Annotated in this window: 26 protein-coding genes; 4 read left to right on the top strand and 22 right to left on the bottom strand. The window is 38.0% G+C overall.

The features are described 5' to 3' along the window. Positions 1 to 89: 89 nt before the first annotated feature. From dapA to AO843_RS06800, 5 genes are all read right to left on the bottom strand, one after another. On the bottom strand, positions 90 to 989 hold the full coding sequence (gene dapA / locus AO843_RS06820; RefSeq protein ID WP_054610368.1) for a 4-hydroxy-tetrahydrodipicolinate synthase: 900 nt from the start codon (positions 987 to 989) through the stop codon (positions 90 to 92). Positions 990 to 1,002: 13 nt separating this feature from the next. Then, positions 1,003 to 2,040 carry an aspartate-semialdehyde dehydrogenase gene (locus tag AO843_RS06815; protein ID WP_054610367.1) on the bottom strand — a complete coding sequence of 346 codons (1,038 nt, stop codon included), beginning with the start codon at positions 2,038 to 2,040 and terminating at the stop codon, positions 1,003 to 1,005. A gap of 82 nt (positions 2,041 to 2,122) precedes the next feature. Beyond that, positions 2,123 to 2,713, bottom strand: a complete 591-nt coding sequence (locus AO843_RS06810; protein ID WP_054610366.1) for a dipicolinate synthase subunit B — start codon at positions 2,711 to 2,713, stop codon at positions 2,123 to 2,125. Continuing rightward, positions 2,707 to 3,486: a hypothetical protein gene (locus AO843_RS06805; protein ID WP_054610365.1), complete on the bottom strand. Its 780-nt coding sequence runs from the start codon at positions 3,484 to 3,486 to the stop codon at positions 2,707 to 2,709. The genes AO843_RS06810 and AO843_RS06805 overlap by 7 nt, the downstream gene beginning before the upstream one ends. Before the next feature lie 9 nt (positions 3,487 to 3,495). Beyond that, positions 3,496 to 3,759 (bottom strand): YlmC/YmxH family sporulation protein, encoded by a 264-nt coding sequence (locus tag AO843_RS06800; protein WP_004224966.1) that lies wholly within the window; start codon positions 3,757 to 3,759, stop codon positions 3,496 to 3,498. 142 nt (positions 3,760 to 3,901) lie between these two features. Here AO843_RS06800 and AO843_RS06795 point away from each other — a divergent pair, with 142 nt between their 5' ends. The 4 genes from AO843_RS06795 to AO843_RS06780 are packed head-to-tail and all read left to right on the top strand — an operon-like array spanning position 3,902 to position 6,377. Then, on the top strand, positions 3,902 to 4,279 hold the full coding sequence (locus AO843_RS06795) for a GntR family transcriptional regulator (protein ID WP_054610364.1): 378 nt from the start codon (positions 3,902 to 3,904) through the stop codon (positions 4,277 to 4,279). 1 nt (position 4,280) lies between these two features. Beyond that, on the top strand, positions 4,281 to 5,123 hold the full coding sequence (locus AO843_RS06790; RefSeq protein WP_054610363.1) for an ABC transporter ATP-binding protein: 843 nt from the start codon (positions 4,281 to 4,283) through the stop codon (positions 5,121 to 5,123). Next, positions 5,123 to 5,752, top strand: coding sequence for an ABC-2 transporter permease (locus AO843_RS06785; RefSeq protein WP_231630090.1), 630 nt, complete (start codon positions 5,123 to 5,125; stop codon positions 5,750 to 5,752). Before AO843_RS06790 ends, AO843_RS06785 begins: the two co-directional genes overlap by 1 nt. Before the next feature lie 10 nt (positions 5,753 to 5,762). Next, positions 5,763 to 6,377, top strand: a complete 615-nt coding sequence (locus AO843_RS06780; RefSeq protein WP_054610362.1) for an ABC-2 transporter permease — start codon at positions 5,763 to 5,765, stop codon at positions 6,375 to 6,377. Between the two features lie 35 nt (positions 6,378 to 6,412). Here the strand turns inward: AO843_RS06780 and AO843_RS06775 are convergent, their stop codons facing one another. The 17 genes from AO843_RS06775 to rimP form a co-directional block, all read right to left on the bottom strand. Next, positions 6,413 to 6,907 carry a pyridoxamine 5'-phosphate oxidase family protein gene (locus tag AO843_RS06775; protein WP_054610361.1) on the bottom strand — a complete coding sequence of 165 codons (495 nt, stop codon included), beginning with the start codon at positions 6,905 to 6,907 and terminating at the stop codon, positions 6,413 to 6,415. A gap of 11 nt (positions 6,908 to 6,918) precedes the next feature. Beyond that, positions 6,919 to 7,701 carry an ABC transporter ATP-binding protein gene (locus tag AO843_RS06770; RefSeq protein WP_054610360.1) on the bottom strand — a complete coding sequence of 261 codons (783 nt, stop codon included), beginning with the start codon at positions 7,699 to 7,701 and terminating at the stop codon, positions 6,919 to 6,921. Beyond that, positions 7,701 to 8,693, bottom strand: coding sequence for a FecCD family ABC transporter permease (locus tag AO843_RS06765; RefSeq protein WP_054610359.1), 993 nt, complete (start codon positions 8,691 to 8,693; stop codon positions 7,701 to 7,703). Before AO843_RS06765 ends, AO843_RS06770 begins: the two co-directional genes overlap by 1 nt. A 17-nt stretch (positions 8,694 to 8,710) precedes the next feature. Further along, complete coding sequence (locus tag AO843_RS06760) at positions 8,711 to 9,709, bottom strand: ABC transporter substrate-binding protein (protein ID WP_054610358.1); 999 nt, start codon at positions 9,707 to 9,709, stop codon at positions 8,711 to 8,713. Positions 9,710 to 9,894: 185 nt separating this feature from the next. After that, complete coding sequence (locus tag AO843_RS06755) at positions 9,895 to 11,118, bottom strand: M16 family metallopeptidase (protein ID WP_054610357.1); 1,224 nt, start codon at positions 11,116 to 11,118, stop codon at positions 9,895 to 9,897. An 82-nt stretch (positions 11,119 to 11,200) separates the two neighbouring features. Next, positions 11,201 to 13,315 carry a polyribonucleotide nucleotidyltransferase gene (gene pnp, locus AO843_RS06750; protein ID WP_054610356.1) on the bottom strand — a complete coding sequence of 705 codons (2,115 nt, stop codon included), beginning with the start codon at positions 13,313 to 13,315 and terminating at the stop codon, positions 11,201 to 11,203. A 460-nt stretch (positions 13,316 to 13,775) separates the two neighbouring features. Beyond that, the gene (locus AO843_RS06745; RefSeq protein ID WP_054610355.1) at positions 13,776 to 14,300 is read right to left on the bottom strand and encodes a DoxX family protein; all 525 of its coding nucleotides are present in this window, start codon (positions 14,298 to 14,300) and stop codon (positions 13,776 to 13,778) included. Positions 14,301 to 14,708: 408 nt separating this feature from the next. Beyond that, a complete protein-coding gene (gene rpsO / locus AO843_RS06740) occupies positions 14,709 to 14,978 on the bottom strand; it encodes a 30S ribosomal protein S15 (RefSeq protein WP_054610354.1) in 270 nt (89 codons plus the stop codon). A gap of 151 nt (positions 14,979 to 15,129) precedes the next feature. After that, positions 15,130 to 16,080, bottom strand: coding sequence for a riboflavin biosynthesis protein RibF (ribF, locus tag AO843_RS06735; RefSeq protein WP_054610353.1), 951 nt, complete (start codon positions 16,078 to 16,080; stop codon positions 15,130 to 15,132). Between the two features lie 12 nt (positions 16,081 to 16,092). Continuing rightward, entirely contained in the window at positions 16,093 to 17,004 is a 912-nt protein-coding gene (truB, locus tag AO843_RS06730) for a tRNA pseudouridine(55) synthase TruB (RefSeq protein ID WP_054610352.1), read from the bottom strand. Positions 17,005 to 17,128: 124 nt separating this feature from the next. Then, positions 17,129 to 17,470 carry a 30S ribosome-binding factor RbfA gene (rbfA, locus tag AO843_RS06725; RefSeq protein ID WP_012293305.1) on the bottom strand — a complete coding sequence of 114 codons (342 nt, stop codon included), beginning with the start codon at positions 17,468 to 17,470 and terminating at the stop codon, positions 17,129 to 17,131. A gap of 69 nt (positions 17,471 to 17,539) precedes the next feature. Next, positions 17,540 to 17,818 (bottom strand): DUF503 domain-containing protein, encoded by a 279-nt coding sequence (locus tag AO843_RS06720; RefSeq protein WP_008178987.1) that lies wholly within the window; start codon positions 17,816 to 17,818, stop codon positions 17,540 to 17,542. After that, positions 17,818 to 20,109: a translation initiation factor IF-2 gene (gene infB / locus AO843_RS06715; protein ID WP_054610351.1), complete on the bottom strand. Its 2,292-nt coding sequence runs from the start codon at positions 20,107 to 20,109 to the stop codon at positions 17,818 to 17,820. Before infB ends, AO843_RS06720 begins: the two co-directional genes overlap by 1 nt. 14 nt (positions 20,110 to 20,123) lie before the next feature. After that, on the bottom strand, positions 20,124 to 20,432 hold the full coding sequence (locus tag AO843_RS06710; protein ID WP_054610350.1) for a YlxQ family RNA-binding protein: 309 nt from the start codon (positions 20,430 to 20,432) through the stop codon (positions 20,124 to 20,126). After that, positions 20,429 to 20,707, bottom strand: coding sequence for an RNase P modulator RnpM (rnpM, locus tag AO843_RS06705; RefSeq protein WP_036167453.1), 279 nt, complete (start codon positions 20,705 to 20,707; stop codon positions 20,429 to 20,431). The genes AO843_RS06710 and rnpM overlap by 4 nt, the downstream gene beginning before the upstream one ends. A 136-nt stretch (positions 20,708 to 20,843) precedes the next feature. Next, entirely contained in the window at positions 20,844 to 21,983 is a 1,140-nt protein-coding gene (nusA, locus tag AO843_RS06700; RefSeq protein ID WP_054610349.1) for a transcription termination factor NusA, read from the bottom strand. 30 nt (positions 21,984 to 22,013) lie between these two features. Further along, a complete protein-coding gene (gene rimP / locus AO843_RS06695; protein WP_054610348.1) occupies positions 22,014 to 22,484 on the bottom strand; it encodes a ribosome maturation factor RimP in 471 nt (156 codons plus the stop codon). Between the last annotated feature and the right edge of the window lie 265 nt (positions 22,485 to 22,749).

Raw genomic sequence — 22,749 nt, 5'->3', positions numbered from 1 at the left:
GAGTTATTAAAGTATTTTTAAGGATGAGGAATTATGGATTTCTGAATGAAAAAACGAGGCTGATTAGAATTATCAGCCTCGTTTCTTATTTATCTAAAAGTTCTCGCTTTTTCTTGATACGTATCCCAAATGCGGTCAAAGTTTGCCTTCTCTTCATCTGTCATTTCCATCATTGGCAAACGAACATTGAGTGTATCAAAGCCAAGTTTTGTCATCGCATATTTAATCGGTGAAGGGTTCGGTTGAGCGAATAGCGCGCGTACTAGAGGTAATAATGCTCGGTGAATTTTGGCTGCTAGCTTATGATTTCCTTCTTCAAACGCTTTAATCATTAATTGCATATCATTGCCTACAACATGCGCAGCTACTGAAATAATGCCTGCCCCGCCAATTGCCATTAATGGCAATGTTAAACCATCATCTCCGCTATACACTAAGAAATCATCATCTGGATCAACATTTTCAATAACATCACCCATCTGATCTAAATTGCCGCTTGCTTCTTTAATCCAAGCAATATTAGGAATCTTGCTTAATGCAACAGAAGTTTCATAGGCAACATTCACACCTGTACGCCCAGGGACATTATAAAGCATAACTGGGAGACTTGTTTGTTTAGCAATCGTTTCAAAGTGAGCAAATATCCCACGCTGATTAGGCTTATTGTAGTATGGAGCTACAAGCATTATGCCATCTGCTCCATTTTCTTCTGCTTTATGGGTCATCGCTATGGAGTATGCTGTTTCATTGTCTCCTGTACCTGCAATAACTGGTACGCGACCAGCTACTTTTTCTACTGTAAAGCGAACAACCTCTATTTTTTCCTCAGTAGACATTGTTGGATTTTCAGAAGTCGTACCACAAGCAACAATACAATCTGTACCATTGTCGATCAAATGATTAATAATACGTTCTAATTCTGGATAATTTATCGTGCCATCATCTTTGAACGGCGTAATCATAGCCGTTCCAATTCGACCTAAATTCATCCTTACACCCCTCTTATAGTAAGTTATCCTCAAGCATTGCTTCTGCAATTTGGATAGAGTTTAATGCAGCACCTTTTAATAGATTGTCAGAAACGATCCATAGATGGAATCCTTTTTTATTGTCTAAATCTTGACGGATACGTCCTACAAAAGTAGCGTCTTCCCCTTCTGCATAAATAGGCATAGGGTAAGTTTGTGTTGCAATATCATCTTGTAATTCCAAACCTGGTGCATTGCGTAATACTTCAAAAATCTCTTGGATTGATGTTTCTTTCTCAACCTCAATATAAACAGACTCAGAGTGACCTGAAACGACTGGCACACGAACGCAAGTAGCAGCTACTTTTAGCTCTGGTGCATGCATAATTTTTTTCGTCTCATTAATCATTTTCATTTCTTCGTATGTAAATCCATTATCTGTGAATTTATCAATTTGTGGAATGACATTACGAGCGATTGGGTAATGGCGTTTATCACTACCAGATGGTAAAATATTTGCTTCTACATCCTTACCTGCTTCCCAGTTTGCGCTTTGTGCCTTTAATTCTTGAATAGCAGTAATACCTGCACCTGAAACTGCTTGATACGTTGAAACAATCACTTTTGTTAAACCAAATGATTTACGAATTGGTTCAAGCGCAGCCACCATTTGAATTGTTGAGCAGTTTGGGTTTGCAATAATCCCTTTATGCTTCGCCAGGTCGCCTCTATTCACTTCAGGTACAACAAGTGGTACCTCTGGATCCATTCGGAAATGGCTCGTATTATCAATAACTACCGCACCACGCTTTGCTGCCTCGGGTGCAAGCACAGCTGATACGGAACCTCCAGCTGAGAATAAAGCGACATTGACGCCTTCAAAAGCTTCAGGTGTCGCTTCTTCAATTGTATATGTTTGACCATTAAACTCGATTGATTTACCTGCTGAACGTGCAGAAGCTAGAAATTTTATGTTTCCAATCGGAAATTTACGTTTTATTAATTGCTCCATCATTTTTGAACCTACTGCTCCTGTTGCCCCAACAACTGCAACTGTTAACTGCTTAGTCATCTGTCATCTCTCCTTGAATACAAGTTCCATAATGTGTGCTATTGTATCACAAAAATACTGAAAATTGTGTGTAATCTATGATTTATTTGAAATATTGTATCAACAGCGGTTGTAATTGCGTTTTCTGCGTAATTGCTGCATGTACAGTATCAACCATTTGTTCAAAATCAGCAATTAGGGAATTCGGTTTAGAGTGAGGAGAGTCTTGACCAAATGGAATAAAATAAATATTTTTGGCATTTAACAATTTCATTATATTTATACCATTTAGCCCGAGTGCATCATTCGTTGAAATACCCAATACTACAGGTGATCCATTACGCAAAGTTGCCTTTGCCGCCATAAGTACGGGGCTATCTGTTGCCGCATTTGCAAACTTACTAATACTATTACCCGTCATTGGAGCAATCACCATTGCATCAAGTGGATTAGATGGTCCAAATGGTTCCGCCTCTTTTATAGAAGAAATAACCTTTTCTCCAGTTAAAGCTTCTATTTTTGCAATCCATTCCTCCCCTGTACCAAAACGTGTAGCTGCATGTAACACGGAATGGGTAATGATTGGTATAACCGTTGCCCCGACATCAATAAAATTTTGAATTTTAGGTATGACATCTTCATACGTACAATGGGAAGCTGTAATACCTAGGCCAATTCGTTTCCCCGTTAACAATTTTCTTCCTCCTCTATTGCTTTGCACAAAATTTCAGCAGCATCATGTGCAAAGTATTTCCCAGGCAATGATGGCAACAGTACATATGTTTGAAGTTGCTCAGCATCTATATCTAAACAGCCTGGCTCTGAGGCTAAATCATATAAAACTGCTGGAACATGCTCTTTAAATGATTCTGTAATCCATTTAGCTGGAATTGTATTAATAAATATACCTTCATTAATTGACCATGAACGATCATCTAAGTTCGTGGCTTTATAGCCGTATGCTTTGGCCTCACTCACTTGTACAACAGAACGTGCAACAATATGAACGTTTGCACCCATCTTAACTAGTAAAGAGGCGAGCATTTTGGCGATACGCCCGAAACCTGCAATTGTAAAGTTTTGTCCGTAAATACATTTTTGCTCGAGTCCGTAAAACGTGGCGATAAATCCCTCCGCCGTTAATCGAGCATTTTGCCAAATAAACGATTCTTGTTGCAAATAGCAAAGGGATTCATTTTTTTCTAGCAGATGCTTCCAGTGCATTGTTAAACGACCTGTATAAAATTTAACCTGAGATATACCATAGAGCTGTTCTACTTCTATCTTTAATGGAAGGATAGGTAGAATGATTTTATTTGGTTGAAATTCCAAAACAAGTTTATTTAACTCCTCGTTCCAAACTGTTGTTCTTTTATAAAACACTGTTCTCGATGGACTTCTTAACATTGTTGCTAATTCTTTTAATCTTGAGTCTTCACCGATAACCAGCCACTTTTCGTTTTCCAAAAGCTCACCTCACTGTAAATATTCTGACTGTACTGTAGATGTCTTGTTAAATAAGATTCGATCTTCGCCAATTAAAATGATTTCGTGCCAAGGTATCATTTCACTAACTTTCATTTTCTTTTTTTGGAAAGGTAATTTATCTTTGACAATCTCAAAACCATGTATTTTTCCTGTTTGCACATCTAATAGGCATTCTGTATGAGCCAGGATGCCAAAATGTACACCACCCTCAATTTGAATTAACTCCTTATCCACCATCTCAGATAGTAGCATGCCTCATCTCCCTCCTTAAGCCGTTACCTCAATATATGCCGAGTTTTTGTAAATCGTGCCCCCTACCAAAAGTAGGAATATGTTGCATTTCCATCTTCATCTGTATATAGTGTATATATACAGTTATAAGAGGTGACTATTTGTGCATATCCATTTAAGCAATGCCAGTGATAAACCGATTTATGAGCAAATCACCATTCAACTCAAAGAAGCTATTCTTGCAAATAAATTACATGCAGGTGATGCACTACCATCCATTCGTGTTTTAGCAAAGGATTTAAAAATAAGCGTGATGACTACCAAACGTGCCTATGCCGATTTAGAACGTGACGGTTTTATTGAAACAGTCGCAGGAAAAGGAAGCTTTGTAACGGAACGTAACCAGGATTTTCTACGTGAGGAGCTCTTACGACAGGTGGAGGATCATTTACAAAAGGCCGTAAGATTAGCAAAAACAGCTGGTCTTTCCAATGAGGAAGTACAAGATTTGGTAACTTTAATGTTAGAGGAGGATCATTAAGATGAATGCCATTGAAATTCATGACTTACATAAAGGCTTTGAAGGATTTTCACTTAAGGATGTCAGTTTTTCTGTACCTCAAGGAACGGTGATGGGCTTCGTCGGAGAAAACGGCGCTGGTAAATCATCAACGATTAAATGCATGCTTAATTTATTAAAAAAGGAATATGGCGAAATATTAATTTTTGACAAAGATCATGTCGAACATGAACAATCGATAAAAAGTGACATTGGCGTAGTTTTTGACGAATTACATGTGCCAGAAACGCTCAATGCGACGCAGCTCGACAAAATAATGAAACAGGTATTTAAAACGTGGGATACAGACTATTACTTTGAACGATTAGCTCAATTTAACGTCCCAAAGAGGAAGAAAATCAAGGAACTATCACGAGGAATGAGAATGAAGCTATCGATTGCATTAGCCATGTCACATCATCCTAAGCTCCTAATTTTAGATGAACCAACAAGTGGTCTGGACCCTATTATTCGCGATGAAATTTTGGATTTATTTTTAGCGTTTATGCAGGATGAAACCCATAGTATTTTATTTTCTTCCCATATAACAAGCGATTTAGAAAAGATAGCGGATTATATCACCCTTATTCATAATGGAGAAATTTTATTGAGTGAAAGTAAGGATACCCTTTTATATGAGTATGGCATTTTCAAAGGAAGTCGTGAGGAAGTAAGCGAATTACCCGAACATGCGATTATAAAAAAGCGCAATGGGGCATTTGGAGTCGATGCATTAGTACTTAAAAAAGAAGTAAATGAGGCTTTCAGACTTGAAAGGCCTTCTATAGAAGATATTATGCTATTTTTTGTGAAAGGGTGTGTTTGATGATGATAGGTCTTATAGTAAAAGATTTTATGACCATTCAGCGTCAAATGAAGGCACAGGCATTTGTCTTAATATTTCTACTTATCATGGCTATTTTTATGCGAGAAAGTTCTATGCTGTTAGCCGTTATTGTCTTTATCGTCACAATTCAAGCCATCACTGCCCTTGCCTATGATGAACAAAGTAGCTGGGATAAATATGCTAATACCTTACCAATACCTAAAGGGGATATTGTGCTTAGTAAGTACATTCTAAGTGTTTTATTGATGATGATGGGTCTTGTAGTTGCCCTACCAATGGTTTTTCTCATTAATCATTTGACCAATAATGAGATTACTACAGAGTTTTTTTTCACATTTATTATGATTGTGACATCTACGCTCTGCCTGTTAGCCGTTTTATTACCTATCTATATTAAATTTGGCTCCATCAAAGGAAGAATGGTACTGATTGCACTTTGTTTTATCCCTGGCTTTTTATTGGGGGTATTTAAAGAGTATATACCAGATATTACTAGGTCATTTTTAGATGTAAAGCAATTTATCTATCTTACACCTTTTGCTGGGCTTCTGTTGCTATGGCTATCCTCACTCATTTCTACAGCAATTTATAAAAGGAAAGAATTCTAGGAGTGATTCAATGCGTGCATTATTATTACAAAGAATTGTTGTACAAAAATGGGCTATCCTTTTTGCAATCACTGTCTGTTTTGTGCTTTATTTAATACGCTTGTCTATTGTAGATAGCCCTTCGATTGGTTTATTTGTTGTAGTTGTTTCTGCCACTCTCGTTGAAAATTTATATAAAGGGGATCGTCAAGTAAAATGGGAACTTTATGTTAATAGCTTGCCCCTATCAAAGAAGATCCAGTTACAGTCTGATTTCCTTTTTTGCTATGGCTTTATTTCTGGTCTCTTTATTCTAATTGCGCCATTGTACTTTTCACAGTCTGAATCATCTGAAAATTTTATAGAGCATTGTGCCATGTATTTTGGTTTTATAAGTAGTGCTTTTTTTCTTCTATGTAGTCAATTTTATATTCAGCATCTCGAGGAAACAGAGAAAATGCGGACTTTAAGAATGCTTACAGCTATAGTGTTAATTATACTTCTTAATTCGGTAATTCATTATTATTTATCACTAGTAGCAGGGAACCTCTTCATCTTGTTAATTCCAACGCTTATTAGTATTATCAGCAGCTTTGTTATTTTCCAAAAATGTCTTCATTTATTTATGTCGCGTGAAATATTCTAAACGTTCATCAAAAAATAGGTTGCCTTAAGGGCAACCTATTTTTTATCAATTACTACATGGATTAATGTATCATTGGCAATATCAATCGTAAAGGCTTTCCCAAATCCAATAACATAACGTCCCTCTAATGGCGTCAATTCGAATAAAGAGAAATCAAGTGAGCGTAATAATTCCATCATTTTGGCATTAAATAGTTGATCGAATGCCGTAAATATTTCCTCATGGCCTTCATTTCCTAAATTTTTAGGCTGACATTGCCAACGTGCTCGTTCTGGGGCAAATGGATTGGCTGTTACAGCTTCATCCGCTACACAAATTAAATCGACCAATTCTGCTTGGTCCATCAATTGATAATGCTCTGCAACACGACTAATATAAACATAAAATTTCCCGTTAAGACGTACAAAGGGTGTGGTACTGCTAAAAGGCTTGCCTTTACTATCTACAAAGCTTAATACACAATTTTTTTTACTTTGTATAAAAGCTTCATAGTCCTGTTTTACTTGTTCGATATCAATTGCTTTTTGCATACTACTTCCTCCTATACTCTGACAGTATTTTTTAATTGAATCCTTGGAGCTTTATCCCAAGATACATATTGTATTTCCGCTTCCATCCGATAGATTTGTTGGATCATTTGTTCTGTCATGACCTCATTAGGAGTGCCCATTTGTGCTCGTATTCCATCCTTTACGACGACAATTTTATCACTGTAACTAGAGGCTTGGTTTAAATCATGGAGTACCATAACAACCGTCATGCCCATGTCACGGTTTAGCTCTCTTACCAATTCTAGTACTTCATGTTGATGGGCAATATCTAAAAAGGTCGTTGGCTCATCCAACAATAAAACTTGTGGTCGCTGAGCTAAAGCCATGGCAATCCATGCCCGTTGTGCCTCACCACCCGATAAAGCAGCAATTGGTTTTTCTTTATAGTGTGAAAGATAGGTTTTTTCTAAAGCCCAATCAATAACGGATTCATCGTCCGCATTGAGACGCTCAAACCATTTTTTATGTGGATAACGACCATATGCTACTAGGTTTTTGACGGAAATATCGCTTGGCGCTTGATTTTGTTGACTAAGCATACACATTTTGCGTGCAATTTCCTTAGAAGATAATCGACGCATATTTTCTCCCTCAAACAGGATGCTTCCAGTATTGTACGGCTGCATCCGTGCAATCGCCTTTAATATCGTCGATTTTCCAGAGCCATTCGGCCCAATAATCGATAGAATCTCTCCTTGTTCAACTTCAAAAGAAAAATTATGGACAACTTCCTTTTGTTCATAGCTGATGGATAGCTGTTCAACTTTTAACATTAAAACGCCCTCTTTCTCATTAAATATAAGAAGTAAGGTCCACCGATGACCGCCATTAAAATACCTGCTGGAATATCAAGTGGTGCAAATAATGTCCGTCCGCCAGTATCGGCAATCAATAATACAATTGCCCCCATGGCCATACTCATAGGCAACATATATTTATAATCGGAACCAACTAATAATCTCGCCATATGCGGTACGATTAAACCGACAAAGCTAATCATCCCCACGGCAGCAACCGAAATCGCTGCTAGAAAGACAGCTAAAATTGATAACATAATACGAATACGTGTTACACTTTCCCCTAAATTAGTAGCAACTTGATCCCCCAAACGAATAATATTGGCTTTGCGAATTGCAAAGATTGACAGTATCCAACCTATAATGGCGTACACATAAATCATATGCAAGGATGCATTTCCTTTTGCAGCAAGACTACCATTCATCCATTGCACTGCCGACGGTAGGCGGTCACTATAAAGAATTGACAAGAATCCAATGACACCACCACACAGCGCATTAACTGCAACTCCCGATAAAATAATCGTGATAGGAGTAATACCTGTACGTCTCCAAGCGAGTGCATAGACAATTGCAGCAGCAATCAAACCACCGGTAAAGGCTGCAAGTGGAATTAAATGTGTTAATTCAGGATTCGCTAAAAGGATGAGCAATACAAATGCTGCGGCACCACTTGTTACTCCTGTTAACCCTGGGTCAGCTAACGGATTCCCCATGACTGCCTGCAGTAATGCCCCAGAAATAGCTATACTTGCACCAATGATTAATGCTAATAACACGCGTGGAAGTCGGATATCCCATATAATGGTTGTATAAACACCCTCATTATTACGTCCATTGACAATGGTTGATAAAATATCAGGAATGGAAATATGAACACTGCCTAATCCAATTGCTATTACTGCAGCTAATATGGTTACCACAAAGGTCGTGATAATAATCATGCGACTTCTTGCTGTATGAATCATACCTATACCTCACGAACTTATTTATAGAAATAATCTGCAATCGTTGTCAGTGCTGTCTCAGCATTTGTAATAGATGTGACACCGAATGTACTGTAATCAAGCATATGGATTTTGTCATTTTTGTAGGCTGATAATTGTTTCCAAGCACTATTTTTTTCAATTTCTTGTTTAAATTTATCTTCATTTGCTCCATGATCGCCTGATGCTAATACAAACACAATGTCTGGGTCTGCCACAACAATATCTTCTAGATTCATCGGTGAATACGTTGACTCCGCTTTTAATACCGATTTCGCAATATTATCTGCGCCCAATCGTTCCACTAAGCTTCCTAAGTACGATTTGTCGTTCATTACCATAAAGGAATCAGATGTACCGATGACGAGCATTACAGATGGTAATTCTTTTCCATCCGCCTTCACTTCCAGCTCTTTTTCTTTTGCTACAAGATTTTGTAAGATTTCATTCGTCTTTTCTTCTTTACCAAAATACGTACCTAGCACTTTAAAGCTTAACTTCAAGTCATCATATGAATCTGTAGGTAAATAAGCTGTTGGTAGATTCATTCCCTGAAGTGCTTGATCAAGCGAACTTTGTAGAGAAGACGCTCCAAGTATTAGGTCTGTTTGTAAGCTTGAGATGACCTCTAAATCAGGCGACATTGGTGAACCAATTTTTGTAATTGAATTAAAGTCTGTTGGTATTGGATTTGTTGATGTTGGTACCCCTACCGGTGTTATCCCAATAAGATGTAACATTTCTGTTAATGGAACCGATGTCGTCACAATTTTTTCTGGAGCTGTTGTAGGAAAGTTTGCTAATGCCTTTTGGAAGGTTTCTTCATCTACACCATCTTGTAATTCATCTTTTTGTACAGTAGATTTATCTGCTGTTTCTTGTTGCGTTGTTACTGCTTCTTTTTGAATTTCTTTATCCGCACCTTTTTCTTCTTGTTCTGCACATCCAACTAGTGCTAGTGATAATGCCAGCGAACTTACATATAGCCATTTTTTCATCTCTTATATATATCCTCCATGTAAATGAAAATGATTTTCAATATCATTTATACTATCAAAGTTAATTGAGAATTACAATGTTTAATTGATAATGTATTAAAAAAGAAAAGGAGGTGTCCCAAAAATCAATTGAGACACCTCCTTTATTGGAATTAATCCTTTTCCACATCACGATGAAGGTATTTTTATTCACTTGGCCCAATAATAGAAATGGCCGGCTCTGCTTTCAAAATGTTAGCAATCAATCGATCCACTGACTCCATCGATACAGCATCTATAGAAGCTAATACCTCGTCTACTGTACGATGCTTACGATGGACTAGCTCACTTGTACCATTACGATTCATACGTGAACCAGTTCCCTCTAACCCAAGAACAAAGCTGCCTTTCAGCTGCTCTTTCGCATTATCAAGCTCCTCCTCTGTGACACCACCTGCAACAATGTCCAGTAAAGTAGCATCAATCGTATGTTGTAGCTGTGCTAATTGCTGACGGCTAGTACTACCGTAAATTGTAAACGCTCCAACATCTGCATAACAGGATTGGTAGGAGAAAATAGAATAAGCAAGTCCCCGTTCTTCACGTACTTCTTGAAACAATCGTGAACTCATATTGCCCCCAATAATATTATTCAACGCAATAAAGCTGTACATATCAGGGTCCTTTACACCAATAGCTGGATAGGATATAGCTAAATGTGCTTGCTCGGTATCTCGTACTTTCGAAATCTCTCCTGGATGAAATGAAGGATTTGTCAGCACAGGCGCAACTGCAAATGGAGATGGCTGATATTGTCCAAATAACCGTTCAATCGTTGCCATGAGCTGTGGCGAAATATTGCCCGTAATGGAAATAACCACTGACTCAGGACCGTAATGTTTGGCCATATAATGTCGAATAGCATCTGCTGTAAATGTTTTTAAAGTAGCTGCACTGCCCAATATCGGACGGCCGAGTGCATCATTTGGATACATGACACTCCACAACTTCTCATGTACATCATCATCAGGAGCATCTTCACTCATTAAAATTTCCTCTAATACCACTTGGCGTTCTTTTTCTAATTCTTCTTCTGCAAAAGTAGAATTAAAAAACATATCAGCCAATATCGTGACAGCTAGCTCCGCATGATGATCTAAAACTTTTGCATAATAACACGTATTTTCTTTAGATGTGAAGGCATTTAATTCTCCTCCTATCCGATCAAATTCTTCTGCAATTTGACGAGCTGAACGAGTTGCTGTTCCTTTAAACAACATATGCTCTATGAAATGTGTGATGCCATTCTCTTCAGGTAGCTCATAGCGTGAGCCTGCATTTACAAAAATACCCAAAGCCACAGATCTTACATGGTCAATTTGCTCTGACACAATACGAACACCGTTCTGACATGTATGTACTTGAACCAAAAAATCTCCCCCAAATGTAGATTTCTCTATTTTGATAAACTATCTAAAAAGGCTGCGCATTAGACGCAGCCTTTCATCGTTATTATTTTTGTTGTTCAGCGCGTTCTTTTTCCTCTTGTAACACAACTTTACGAGATAAATTCACACGACCTTGCTTGTCAATTTCAATTACTTTCACTAGTAATTGATCGCCAAGTTTTAAGACGTCTTCCACTTGCTTTGTACGTTCCTCTTGAATTTCAGAGATGTGAAGCAAACCATCTTTACCTGGGAAAATTTCACAAAACGCACCGAATTTTTCAATACGCTTCACTGTTGATAAGTAGTATTCGCCTACTTTAGCTTCACGTACGATATCTTCAATAATTTGTTTTGCGCGAGCATTCATTTCTTCATTCGCAGAAGAAATATAGATTGTACCATCTTGTTCTGTATCAATCTTAACGCCCGTTTCTTCAATAATTTTGTTTATTTGTTTTCCACCAGGTCCAATAACATCGCGAATTTTATCTGGATTGATTTTTACGATCACGATTTTTGGTGCAAATTCAGATAATTGGTTACGTGGCTCTGCAAGAGTAGCAAGCATTGATTCTAGAATATGCATACGACCCACTTTAGCTTGTGTCAGTGCTTCTTCTAAAATATTGCGAGATAAACCATCGATTTTAATGTCCATTTGTAGAGCTGTTACACCTTTAGCTGTTCCAGCAACTTTAAAGTCCATATCACCTAGGTGATCTTCCATACCTTGAATATCCGTTAAAATAGAATAATGCTCATCTTTTTTAATAAGACCCATTGCAATACCTGCAACTGGTGCTTTTAATGGTACACCCGCATCCATCATAGCTAATGTAGATGCACAAATAGAAGCTTGAGATGTTGAACCATTTGATTCAAGTACTTCTGATACACAACGAATTGTATATGGGAAAACAGATTCATCAGGAATTACTGCTTCAAGTGCGCGTTCCCCTAGTGCACCATGACCAATTTCACGACGGCCTGGTCCACGGATTGGCCCTGTTTCACCTACAGAGAACTGAGGGAAGTTATAGTGGTGCATGAAGCGTTTTGATTCTTCGACACCTAAACCGTCAATAATTTGCACATCACCAAGTGCGCCTAACGTACAAATAGAAAGTGCTTGAGTTTGTCCACGTGTAAATAGACCTGAACCGTGTGTACGTTGTAAAATGCCTGTTTCAGAAGAAAGTAGTCGAATCTCGTCTAGCTTACGACCATCTGGACGAATTTTATCTTCAGTGATTTGACGACGTACTTCATCTTTTACCATCTTATCAAGAATTGTATAAACTTGCTTCATAGTGACTTCATCTGCTTCTTGCTCTTCATAGGAAGCAATAATACGATCTTTTACAGCTTGAATCGCTTCATCACGAGCATGTTTCTCCGCAGTTTGAATAGCATCATGCATATCAGTCTCACAAGCAACTTTTATATCAGCTTGGATCGCTTCATCAATTTCAAATAATGTCACTGGTAACTTTTCTTTCCCTACCTCAGCCACAATCTGCTCTTGGAATGCGATGATCTTTTTAATTTCTTCATGACCAAACATAATCGCTTCTAACATCACTTCTTCTGGCACTTCAAGTGCGCCTGCTTCAACCATGTTGATAGCATCTTTATTCCCTGCTACAGATAAATGAATCGTTGATTGGTTCGATTGTTCCACAGTTGGGTTTACAACGAACTCTCCATCAATATAACCAACTTGTACACCTGCGATTGGGCCATCAAATGGAATATCAGAAATAGCTAACGCTAAAGAAGAACCAACCATTGCTGCCATTTCAGACGTACAGTCAGAATCGTTTGACATGACCATAGAGATTACTTGAACTTCGTTACGGAAACCATCTGGGAACATCGGACGAATTGGACGGTCAATTAAACGGCTTGCCAATATAGCTTTTTCAGATGGACGCCCTTCACGCTTAATAAAGCCGCCAGGAATTTTACCTGCAGCATATAGACGTTCTTCATAGTTTACTGTTAATGGGAAGAAATCAAGTGGTTTTGGTTTTTTTGACATTGTGGCTGTAGATAATACAGAAGTATCGCCATAGCGTACTAATACAGCCCCGTTTGCTTGTTTTGCTAACTGTCCTACTTCAATTACAAGTGGACGGCCAGCCCATTCATAGGAATAGACTTTCTTTTCGTTCATTCAATGAACCCCTCTCTATTATAAAAACACTTACTTCGTCTGTATGTACTATTTGTAAGTGTACCAAAAATGCTTGTTCTATGCTTAAAAATATTTCATGAAATAATCATACATTTAAATTCAGTTATTGCCAATTTATTTAAGATTTATTTCTATATTTTATTGAAAAAGCATTTTTATACTTTTGTTATATGGAATTTACTTAAATTGATTCATTCCTGACGAAAAGTAATGTATGTAAATAGATATACTTGCTTCTTCACATTATTATTTCAAGTGCAGGCTTTACACAATAGATTTATTATAACACGGTACTCTTCATACAACATCCTACTAGTATAAAGAAAGTTAAGTATGTAGTAAAGTTTAAGCATGTCATAGGGAAAGATTAAAATGAATGCCCCGCAAATTTAATATTTACGAGGCATTACAGACTAATTTATAGTCTTCTTTATGTAAATTATGTAGTTTTAGACACCGCTTGAACAACTTTTTCTTTGTTTTTTACCTTCTGAAACTTATTTCTAAAAGCTGGTATAACGAAGCGATCCAGTCCAAATTTACCTGCATTGAAGCCGGCTGCTACAAGAAAGATTGCGAGTAAAATATCCCAAGGGTTACTAGATATAGTACCTGCAAATAAGAACGCAAAGTTCATGACCATTCCAAAAAATGCAGCATATGTTGTTAAACATCCAAGAATTAATCCTAGGCCTACTAAAAATTCTCCCCAAGGTATCAGAATATTAATTATTTCAGCATTGGGTAAGGCAAACGATTCAATAAACTTTACATATAGTGGATAGGCTAGATCTTCGCCGCTAGTCACTGGATTTGCTATAGCACCTGCTAAAAAACCGGTTGCATCAAATCCATTCATCACTTTTCCCCAACCTGCTGTTAGCCAATGCCAGCCTAGGTAGATACGAATAACTGTCAAAATCCCTGCAACAATGTTATTCTCTCTTAATAATTTGTTAAACATCTAACTACACCTTCTCACCATAATATTTTGTTTTCACATTTCACAAGCTGAAGTAAGTTGTTATAGATGGTGAACCTTTTATGAATGACGATTCATTTACAAAAAAACAACCACTATTCAATTAGTTCATTGCATTCAACTCGATTTCTTTTGTCGTATTGACAATGAAGCTAGATTATCGCATGACTATTTGAATTTGGTTGCGAAATGTGATTAGAATATATCACCCTTTTATCAGGTAGAGAATGTTTTTTCTAGCTCGTTCACCGTTGCGTAAAAAAGTTATGGCTTATTATCGAACAAAGTATAATTATAGACGAACAAATAACAATCCTAAAAGACAGTTTTTGTTTTTCAATAAAAAAAGACTGTAGACAAAACATAAGTTTGTCTACAGTCCGCTTGTCATTAGCGACGTAAGCCTAAACGGTTGATTAGTTCACGGTAACGTTGTACGTCTGTTTCACGAAGATATTTTAATAAGTGACGACGACGACCTACCATTTTAAGAAGACCACGCTCAGAGTGGAAATCTTTTTTGTGTGTACGTAAGTGAGCATTTAGAGCGTTAATTTCCGCTGTTAATACTGCAACTTGTACTTCTGGTGAACCAGTGTCACTTTCGTGAGTACGGTACTCAGCAATAATTTCGTTTTTACGTTCTTTTGTAATAGCCATTTGTATGGACCTCCTAAAATTTTTTTTATCCCCATTAGCACAGTAAACGTTGGAGTCATCGTTTTACCGAGCTAAGGTTAAGCATTATGCACTTATGAATGTTACCATAAATTATTGGGTCAAGCAAGTAAGAACTGTTGTTCAGTTGACACTATTGTAGCTCGATAAAGTATTGTATAGCTTCTTGTTTATCTTTTTCGATTTGCGTTTTTAAGGCATCAATACCGTCAAATTTTCTTTCGCTTCGAATACGTTTATACCAAGCTACATGTACTTCTTCGCCATAGATATTCTTATCAAAATTTAAAATATGAACTTCAATGGATAATTGCTTATCGTTTGGATCTTTAAAGGTTGGTTTGTAACCTACATTGCAGACACCGTCATACCAAGTATTTTGGACTAACAGACGAACAGCGTAAACGCCACTTGCTGGAATAAAAGTTCCTTCTAAAGCTTGGACATTCGCTGTTGGGAAGCCAATTGTACGACCGCGTTTATCACCATGTACAACAATTCCGTTGATTTCAAATGGTCTCCCTAATAATGTCCTCGCCGCTTCCATATCGCCCTCTTGTAAAAGTTGGCGAATACGAGTTGAGCTGATTTTCTCGACATCATCCGTTTTCTTCTCAACAATTGTTACACCATAATCACCATTGCTTAATGCACGCATATCTTCCATTGTTCCTTTACCAAATGCCCCAAACGAGTAATCGAAGCCTGCTGTAACATGTTGAATATTTAATCCACGAATAAATGTGTCAATAAATGCTGCTGGTGATAGCTTAGCAAAATCAGATGTGAAATGAACAACAAAAACTGTATCCACACCTTGTTCTTCAAAAAGCTGCAATTTCTGCTGTAAGAGTGTAATATAAAAAACCTTTTCGTTACGCCCTCCAAGGACTATTGAGGGGTGCGGATCGAATGTCATCACTGCATTCGGAATTTGCCGCTTGTCTCCCTCTCCCTTTGCTGCCTTGATAACTGCCTGATGCCCTCTATGTACACCATCGAAAAAGCCAAGTGCTAATGAATAGGGCTGCATGCTTTCTCGTTGCTGTAATTGATGCGGGTATTTTAAATGAATGACCTCCATTGAAAAATCCTCCTACTCTATCGTCGGAAACATTTTGTGTGGTTTCATCAAACCTTCCTTTGTAGGGTGAGCTTGATAAACCGCAACTGCCTTTCCATTGATTCCAAAGACAATTTTATCATGTATCTTTAACATTGTATCTGCTGGAAGCACTTGTCCATTGAAAATTTCTTTTTCATTGGCAGAAGTAATCTCAATATATGGATAGTCTGCTAATGCATATTCGACAGGTAAAATACAGGTATTGACCTGCTCTGCATCCATCAGTTCCGCAACCTGTGCTAGGGTAAAACAGTTATCGCGTGTAAAGGTACCTGAGGCAGTGCGTACGAGCTCCTTCATATGTGCTGGATAGCCCAGAGCCTCACCAATTTGGACAGCTAAGGTACGGATATAGGTCCCTTTACTACAAGCAATACGAACAGGGAATGTAATTTCTTGTCCCTCGTAGGATTCACTATCATTGAGAAGCTCTAAATTATAGATGGTAACTTGGCGAGTCGGTCTTTCAACTGTTTCCCCTTTTCGAGCGTATTCATAGAGGCGTTTACCATTTACCTTTACTGCAGAAAACATTGGTGGTGTTTGTTTAATAACGCCTGTTAATGAAGATAAAACCTCTAGCAACTGCTCACGAGAAAACTTTTTGACTGTATGATCTTGTGCAACTGTTTCGCCTTCTGCATCCTCTGTTGTCGTTGTACGGCCAATCGAAATAATAGCTTCATAGGTTTTACCTGCCTCTGTTAAATATTCTGCTATTCGAGTTGCTTGGCCAATACAAATTGGCAGTACACCCTCCACACCAGGATCAAGTGTACCTGTATGTCCAACCTTTTTTGTGCGCAAAATTTTGCGTAATTTAAAGACACAATCATGGCTTGTCATGCCTCTTTCTTTCCATAGCGGTAAAATACCGTTCATATAGATCCTCCCAAATTACCTTTTAAAATCAATTATGCCGTGGCAAAATTGTAGGTAAAAAATCTCCTTAATGAAGATAAAAAGCCTGCCTGCATGAACATGCAAGTGGCAGACTTTTATCAGCTTATTCTTTGTGTAAATCTCTTAACAATGTATCAATACGATTTCCATACTCAATCGAAGAATCAAATTCAAAGATTAATTCTGGTGTGCGTCGTAAACGAATACGTGAACCAATTTCTGATCGAATGAAGCCAGAAGCTTTTACTAAAGCTTTAAGCGTTTCCTCGCGTTCACGTTCATTGCCTAAAGAAGTAATATAAATGGTCGCTTGCTGTAAATCACCAGTTACCTCAACACCTGTAACAGTAACAAACCCAACACGCGGATCTTTAATTTTACGGCCAAGAATATCACCAAGCTCTTTTTTCATTTGCTCAGCAACACGGTTTGAACGTAGAGACATAGTTTGTCACCTCTATTTCGATGTACAGATAGTTGAGCATTTCATGCTGTTTAGCTATCTCAACTACCTTTATAAATAGTCTCGCCACACATTAAGCTGTTCCCATGACGGATTTGACTCTAAATAGTGGAGCGCGTGATTAATTTCCCGTTCAGCTGCTTCTTTCGATGAAGAAACAGCTACAAGTGCTAATTTTGTGCGCTGCCATACGTTTTGATGGTCAATTTCTGCAATAGAAACATTAAATTTCTGCTTTGTGCGAGTAATCATGCGCTGTAAGACAGCACGTTTTTCTTTTAACGAATGGGCAGTTTGAATGATGAATTCAACCTCTGCATAAACGATCATTATACTCGTTTAACTTCTTCCATAATATAGGCTTCAATAATGTCGCCTTCTTTAATATCGTTGAAGTTTGTAATTGTAATACCACATTCGTATCCTTTTGCAACTTCTTTTACTTCATCTTTAAAGCGCTTAAGCGTATCTAATTCACCTTCAAAAATAACTACGTTATCACGGATTACACGTACGCCTGAATCGCGTGTTACTTTACCTTCAGTTATATACGAACCAGCAATTGTACCAACTTTTGATACTTTAATTGTTTGGCGAACTTCTGCTTGCCCAATAATTTTTTCTACAAATTCAGGATCAAGCATACCTTTCATTGCTTGTTCAATCTCTTCAATTACTTTATAAATGATACGGTGTAAACGAATATCTACGCCTTCTTCTTCTGCAGCACGTTTTGCGTTTACATCTGGACGTACATTGAAACCAATAACAATGGCATTGGAAGCGGCAGCAAGAGAAATATCAGATTCTGTAATGGCACCTGCACCAGTGTGAATAATTTTCACATTTACGCCTTCCACATCAATTTTCATTAATGAAGCAGCCATTGCTTCTACAGTACCTTGTACGTCTGCCTTAACGATTAAGTTCAGCTCTTTCATTTCGCCTTGGCTCATTTGTTCAAATAAGTTATCAAGCGTTACACGTTGTTTTTCCGAACGTTGTGCTTGGATAGCTGACATCGCACGAGTTTCCCCAACTTGACGTGCTGTTTTTTCGTCTTCAAAGACAACAAAACGGTCCCCTGCTTGAGGTACATCATTTAAGCCTGTGATTTCTACTGGCGTTGATGGTCCAGCTTCTTTCACACGGCGGCCTTTATCATTCACCATTGCACGAACTCGACCAAACGTATGACCAACAACGATTGGGTCACCCACTTTTAATGTACCATCTTGTACTAATAGTGTAGCGACTGAACCGCGTCCTTTATCTAGTTGAGCTTCAATGACTGTTCCAAGAGCTAAACGGTCAGGGTTCGCTTTCAGTTCTCCTACTTCAGCTACAAGTAAGATCATTTCTAGTAACGTATCAATGCCTTCCCCTTTTAAAGCAGAAATTGGTACGAAAATCGTTTCGCCACCCCAAGCTTCAGGAACTAAGCCATGTTCTGTTAATTCTTGCATCACACGATCTGGATTTGCTGATGGTTTATCCATTTTATTCACAGCTACAATAATTGGTACTTCTGCTGCTTTTGCGTGATTGATTGCCTCTACTGTTTGTGGCATAACACCATCATCAGCAGCTACTACTAAAATTGTTAAATCCGTTACTTTTGCACCTCGTGCACGCATTGTTGTGAAAGCAGCGTGTCCTGGTGTATCTAGGAAAGTGATTTTCTTGTCACCTTCTGTTACTTGGTAGGCACCGATATGCTGCGTAATACCCCCAGCTTCTCCTGCAGTCACTTTAGTATTACGAATTGAATCTAATAATGTTGTTTTACCATGGTCAACGTGACCCATGATTGTTACAACTGGAGGACGTTCCGATAATACAGCCTCGTTTACTTCTTCTGTTGACTCGAAGTGTGTTTCTAAATCCGTAATATCTACACGAATTTCTTCTTCCACTTCTACACCATAGTCTGCACAAATTAATTCAATTGCATCCTTATCTAATTCTTGGTTAATTGTTGCCATTACCCCAAGCATAAATAATTTTTTAATAATTTCAGATGGCTCACGGTGTAATTTTTTTGCTAATTCTGCCACTGATAATGATTCAACAAAAGTAATTTTTTCTGGAAGTTCCTTTTGTTTAACCGGTATTGTTGGTTGATGTGTTTTAGGATGGCGACGTTTGCCTCCATGAATCCCTGGTTTTGGACGTTGGTTGTAACCACCGCCACCTCTACGATTATTATTATTATTATTATTATTATTATTATTTTGTGTCATATTTCTATTTTGATTACCTTTTGTATTCTTAGATTTTTCGTTAGACGAATTTGAGTGTTGCTGTGTGTATTGCTGATTATTTGCTTTAGGCTTAGAAGTAGCAGATTGCTGCCTTTGACCTTCTTGCTTTTTCACCGAATGCTGTGGATTTTGCTGGCCATTCGATTGCGGTTTTTGTGATATGTTTTGAGTTGCTTGTTTTCCTACATTTTTCTCAGGTGTTGCTTTAAATGTGTGGTTTAACTTTGACACGATGTCTTTTTCTAACATAGACATATGGTTAGTTACACTCACATTTAATTTACTAAGTGCTTCAATAACCTCTTTACTCGTTTTATTCACTTGTTTCGCATATTCATGAACTCTGATTTTGGTCATCTGCTCACCCCCGATTATTTTTCGTTGAGTAGACTAGACAATTTACTTGCAAAACCTTTATCGGTAATCGCTAAAGCCACTCGGGCCTCCTTACCTGTAGCATGTCCTAGATCGTAACGATCTCCAATTACATGATACTCAACGTTGTAGTACGTGCACTTATCTTGAATTTTCTTACTTGAGTTTTTAGAAGCATCGTTTGCAAGCAGTACTATCTTAGCATTGCCATTGCGGACTTCCTTTACAACTAACTCTTCTCCTGAAATTACTTTACGGGCTCTTGCCGCAATTCCAAGCAAATTAAATATTGCTTGATTTATCATAAAATTGACTCCCTACGAATTAGCAAAATAAGCTCCTCGTAAATTTCTTCAGGGATTTTCACATCAAGTTGGTGCCCCAATACATTTTTCTTACGAGCGATATCGATTGCCTTCTCTGATTTAGAGACATAGGCACCACGCCCAGGTTTTTTCCCGGAGACATCTACACTTACTTCGCCCTCTTTTGAACGAACAACACGTATCATTTCTTTCTTAGGTAGCATTTCTCCAGTTGCTACACATTTACGAAGAGGTACTTTTTTGTTAACAGCCATAAGAATCACCATTCCTCTCTGAAGCTTGTCGTAAGAGGTGGACAAGTCATGCTCTACTTGACGCTCTGACAGTATTCAGTCGGCGTAGGGGGCCCACTGAATACTGTCAGGTAACTCGTCACACGGGCTTTCTTACTTATTCTTCGTCGTCTTGATATAAGTCTACTGCCACTTCATCAAAATCACTTTCTTCATCCTCAGCAGGTACGAAAGTGCTTGTAGCAGAAGGATAAATGCCTAATTCACGAGCATCTGTCTCACTTTTAATATCAATTTTCCAGCCAGTAAGCTTCGCTGCTAAACGTGCATTTTGTCCACGTTTACCAATAGCTAGTGATAATTGATAATCTGGTACAACAACCGTTGTAGATTTTTCTTCTTCGTTCACTTGAACATCTAAAACTTTCGATGGGCTAAGTGCATTTGCAACGAATACAACTGGATCTTCAGACCATTCTACAATATCAATTTTTTCACCGTTTAATTCGTTAACAATCGTTTGTACACGAGCACCCTTAGCGCCAACACAAGAACCTACTGGATCAACTTCTTCATTGTGCGCATAGACAGAAATTTTGGAGCGATCGCCAGCTTCACGAGCAATCGATTTAATCTCTACAATCCCTTCATAAATTTCAGGTACTTCCATCTCAAATAATCGGCGTAATAAACCAGGATGTGTGCGAGATACAATCACTTGTGGACCGCGTGTTGTACGTTCAACTTTTGTAATGTACACTTTGATGCGGTCATGTGGATGATAAGTTTCGCCTTGGATTTGTTCGTTGATTGGCAATGCAGCCTCTACTTTTCCTAAACCTACATAGATATTTCGCGCGTCTAGACGTTCAACAACACCTGTTACGATATCATCTTCACGATCTACATATTGCTCGTAGATTAAACCACGTTCCGCTTCACGTACGCGTTGTGTTACAACCTGTTTAGCTGTTTGTGCAGCAATACGGCCGAAGTTGCGTGGCGTTACTTCTTGCTCCACGATATCTTCTAGCTGGTAAGCAGGATTAATAACCTTAGCATCTTCTAAAGAAATTTGTAGACGATCATCTTCTACTTCTTCCACAACATCTTTACGTGAAAACACGCGAATAGAGCCTTTATCTAAATTTAAGTCCACTCGAACATTTTGTGCTTGGTTAAAGTTGCGTTTGTAAGCTGTAACTAATGCCGCTTCAATTGCTTCAACTAACACATCTCTTGAAATTCCTTTTTGTTCTTCTAGCGCATTCAGCGCATCTAACAAATCACTACTCATTTTGTTTTCACTCCTAAATATGCATTGTGCTTAAAAATCGATGGCTAGTCGTGCCAAAGCGATTTTTTCTTGTTCAATTGTTACTGTAATTTTACGCGTTTTAATGCGCACTTCCATCACTAATGTATGTTCCTCGTATGACGTTAAGTAGCCTTGGAATTCCTTCATGTCCTTAATGGGTTTATAGGTTTTTACATAAATATACTTGCCAATTGCTTTTTCAAAATCAGCATCCTTTTTTAATGGACGCTCCGCTCCAGGTGATGAAACTTCTAAATAATAGTTTTGTGTAATTGGATCCTTTTCATCCAATAACAAACTTAGTCGTTCGCTAACTTGAGCACATTGGTCAATGTCAATTCCACCTTCTGGGGTATCAACATAGACGCGTAAAAACCAGTTACGCCCTTCTTTTACGAACTCTATATCCACTAACTCTAGATTTAACTCATCTACTATTGGTTTAGCGAGCTCTTCAATTAAAGATGGTACTTTGCTCATTATTTCCTCCTGTTTCTATTCTAGCGTGTAAATCATTCATTACGGTAACTTGCTGGTGTAAGGAACCATAATAAAACAGAAATTCCACCAGGTTGCTTTGGTGAAATTTTACGGTCTTACCTGCTGTTAGTCAAAATTTGTTTTGCTACGGTATAACAACAGAAAAGAGCGGGAAAGCCCCACTCTTTTGCTGGAAAAATATCAACAAATTATTACCATTAGAATAGCATAGTTCTGGGTATAATGCAAATTTCCCTCTTTAAAG

The organism is Lysinibacillus sp. ZYM-1 (genome assembly GCF_001308875.1).
Lineage (GTDB): Bacteria > Bacillota > Bacilli > Bacillales_A > Planococcaceae > Lysinibacillus.
The sequence above is the reverse complement of the archived record's forward strand: the minus strand, read 5'-3'. Positions and strand labels throughout refer to the sequence as shown.